General features: G+C 68.4%; 3 protein-coding genes. 2 read left to right on the top strand and 1 reads right to left on the bottom strand.

Translation table 11 applies throughout. The features are described from left to right. Positions 1–94 precede the first annotated feature (94 nt). The gene (locus tag KBX53_RS27140; protein ID WP_210862366.1) at positions 95–556 is read left to right on the top strand and encodes a barstar family protein; all 462 of its coding nucleotides are present in this window, start codon (positions 95–97) and stop codon (positions 554–556) included. Between the two features lie 59 nt (positions 557–615). Here KBX53_RS27140 and KBX53_RS27135 read toward each other — a convergent pair whose 3' ends face one another. Beyond that, on the bottom strand, positions 616–855 hold the full coding sequence (locus KBX53_RS27135; protein WP_307857784.1) for a GNAT family N-acetyltransferase: 240 nt from the start codon (positions 853–855) through the stop codon (positions 616–618). Positions 856–1,330: 475 nt separating this feature from the next. Here KBX53_RS27135 and KBX53_RS27130 point away from each other — a divergent pair. Beyond that, the coding region (locus tag KBX53_RS27130) for an MMPL family transporter (protein WP_309140863.1) at positions 1,331–3,280 on the top strand (1,950 nt) is incomplete at its 3' end.

Below are 3,280 nucleotides of genomic sequence, written 5' to 3'. Positions count from 1 at the left end.
GTCGACCGGTGGAACCGTCGATCAGCTCCCGCAGGATGTCGGCGTGACCGGCATGCCGGAGCCTCATCGAACGCCGTCGCGTAGCTTGGGCTGAATGACGAGCAGCGGGCGGAACGACTCCGCAGATCACCTCGTGGTCTGCTCACGCACTGCCCTGGTCGAGCTGGCGGCGGTGTTACCGGAAACGGGCAGGTTCGTCGTCGCCCGACTTGACGGAACGAGGATGGCGGACGCGGACCTCGCCTTCTACGAGTTCTCCGACGCGCTGCTCTTCCCCGGTTACTTCGGTTGGAACTGGGACGCGTTGTCCGACTGTCTTCGTGATCTGAACTGGCTGCCCGCGGACGGGTACCTGATCGTCGTCGACAACGTGTCCCGGATGCTGTCGAGCAGCGCTGACGACCGGAACACGCTGTTCCGGGTCCTGTCGCAGGCCGTGCGGCACTGGGCGTTTCCGGTCGGTCGGCCAGAGTTCACGGTGCTGCTGCTGTGCGACAGCGACGACGAGGCCGCACTGCTGCGGCAGGAGATCGCTCACGCGCTTCGCCAATCGTGACGCGCTTCGCACGTCGGCCCGGCCAACGCTGACCGCCAGGCTCATGCCTCGACGCCGCGCTACAGGTCCATCGCGTACACCCGGACCCGGCGGCCGGTGCCCGGCTGCACAGTCTCGCGATCCAACGACATGCCCAGCTTGACCATCACCCGAGCGGACGCCTCGTTGCCGACGACGTGAATGCTGACCAGCCGCCCGAGGTCGAGCTCGGCACGAGTGCGCGCGACGACCGCCTGGGCCGCCTCGGTGGCCAGGCCCCGACCCCAGTGCGTACGGCCGAGCCGGCAACCGATCTCCACTGCCGGCATGATCTCGGGCAGGAGTGAGAGACGACGACCTGCCGATTCGGATCCTGTGCACGTGATCCGGTCCGCGGACCTGCCGCGTGAGGGTCGTGTGCTTCTGCTCGGCCTCGCCGACCGCGCAGATGTCCGCGACGCCGCGGCCGCGTGGACCGGACGGTCAATACCGTCGCCACCCGCACGGACCGGATCGACGTCGACGCCTAGCTGTTCCGGCCCGACGGCTGCGTCGCCCGGGCCTTGCCCACCGCGCAGGATCTGGACCCCGCCACGCTGGTGCGTGCGTTCGGCATCTGGCTCGGCCATTCGGCCTGACCGGCGCATTAACGGTCGTCTCAGATTCGCTCGGTACGAAGTCGACATCAGATAAGCGATGTGACCCGTATGGAGGAAGCTAGTGATGGCAGTCAATGCGGCACCGCCCGGGGACGCACCGGCCGGTCGCTTGGCAGGCCGGTGGGTGCCATGGTTGGTGATCGGGTTGTGGGTGGCGCTGGCGGCGGTCATGGTGCCGCTGAGCGGGAAGTTGAGCTCGGTAACCACCGACAAAGCCGTGGACACCCTGCCGGCCAGCGCCGAGTCCACCAAGGTGGCCGTGCTGGAGGACAGCCTCCCCGGCGGTGAGGACAACACGTTCGTCTTCGTGTACCACCGTGCCGGCGGCTTGACCGACGCCGACCGCGCGTCGGTCGAGCGCCACCACGACACCCTTGCCAAGCGGTACCCGCCGAAGGCGACGACGGCGGGCGGCGAGGACGACGAGGACTCAGCGACGAAACCCTCCACCGACGGCAAGGCGATGATGTTCACCCTCGACGTGAGCACGACCTACGGCGCACCCGAGACCATCGTCGGCCCATTGCGTGAGGCTGCGAAGGACCGCCCCGCCGGCCTGGAACTCGACGTGACCGGACCCGCCGCGGTCGACGGCGACATGGACGCCGTCTTTGACGGCATCGACCTGCAGGTCTTCCTCACCACCGTCGTCGTCGTCACGCTCCTGCTGATTCTCACCTACCGCAGCCCGGTGTTATGGCTCATCCCGCTCATGGCTGTGGGCGCGGCCGCACTGACCGCGATGGCGACCGTCTACCTGCTCGTCAAGGGCTTCGGCATCGTGATCAACGACCAGAACTCGGCGCTGCTGACGATCCTGGTATTCGGCGTCGGCACGGACTACGCGCTGTTGCTCATCGCCCGGTACCGGGAGACGCTGCACCACCACGAGAACGTCCGGGTCGCGATGGTCCACGCGCTACGCGGCGCGGCGCCGGCCATCGTCGCGTCCGCGGCCACCGTGATCGCTGGCCTGCTCTGCCTGCTTGTCGCCGACCTGAACAGCACCAGCGGGTTGGGCCCGATCGGCGCGGCCGGCATCCTGTGCGCGCTGGTGGCCATGCTGACGCTGTTCCCGGCGGTGCTCGTGGTGCTCGGCAGGCGGATCTTCTGGCCGGCCATCCCGCGGTTCGACACGGCCGTCCAGGAGAAGCCGGGGCTGTGGGGACGGCTCGGCACCGCCATCAGCCGCCGACGGTGGGTGGCGACGCTAGGCTCGCTCGGAGTCCTCGGCGTGCTCGCCATCGGGCTGGCGGGCAATACCGGCGCCCTCCGGGAGCAGGACCAGTTCCTGTCCGCGCCGGAGTCGGTCACCGGCTTCAGCGTCCTCCGCCAGCACTTCCCGGAGCTCGGCGGCCAACCGATGACGATTTTCACACGGCCGGCGTACCAGGAGCGGGTGCTCGACGTCGTCCAGGGCACTCGCGGTGTGGCCTTGGCCGTCCCGGGGCAGACCAGCGGAGGGTGGGCCGACATCTCCGTGTTCCCAACCGACGCGCCGGACACCGCCGCGGAGTACGACACGATCAAGCGGGTGCGTACCGCCGTGCACGCGGTGAACGGGGCGGAGGCGATCGTCGGCGGGCCGAGCGCGGAAAACCTCGACACCGAGGTCACCACCACCCGCGACGAGAAGCTGGTGATCCCGCTGGTGCTCATCGTCGTCCTGATCGTCCTCGGGCTACTGCTCCGAGCGATCGTGGCCCCGCTGGTCCTGATGGCGACCGTGATCGTCTCATTCGCCGCAGCCTTCGGCGGCAGCGTGTTCGTCTTCGACACGATCCTCGGGTTCAAGGGCGTCGACTATTCGGTGCCGCTGCTGGCGTTCCTGTTCCTGGTGGCGCTCGGCATCGACTACAACATTTTCCTGACCAGCCGGGCTCGGGAGGAGACTGTGCGTCTCGGCACCGGAGAGGGCATGCTCAAAGCCCTCGCCGCCACCGGTGGCGTCATCACCTCGGCGGGGTTGGTCCTAGCGGCCACGTTCGCGGTCCTCGCCTCACTTCCGCTGGTGATGCTGATCGAGGTCGGGTTCCTGGTCGCCTTCGGCGTGCTGCTCGACGCCTTACTGGTGCGGTCGGTCCTG

It is taken from the genome of Micromonospora sp. M51 (assembly GCF_018070305.1).
GTDB classification, from domain to species: domain Bacteria; phylum Actinomycetota; class Actinomycetes; order Mycobacteriales; family Micromonosporaceae; genus Micromonospora; species Micromonospora parva.
This window is presented reverse-complemented; position numbering and strand designations above follow the sequence as displayed.

Bases quoted from the DNA above. Each gene is read 5' to 3' on its own strand.
- KBX53_RS27140 (WP_210862366.1), top strand. From the start codon at position 95: ATGACGAGCAGCGGGCGGAACGACTCCGCAGATCACCTCGTGGTCTGC.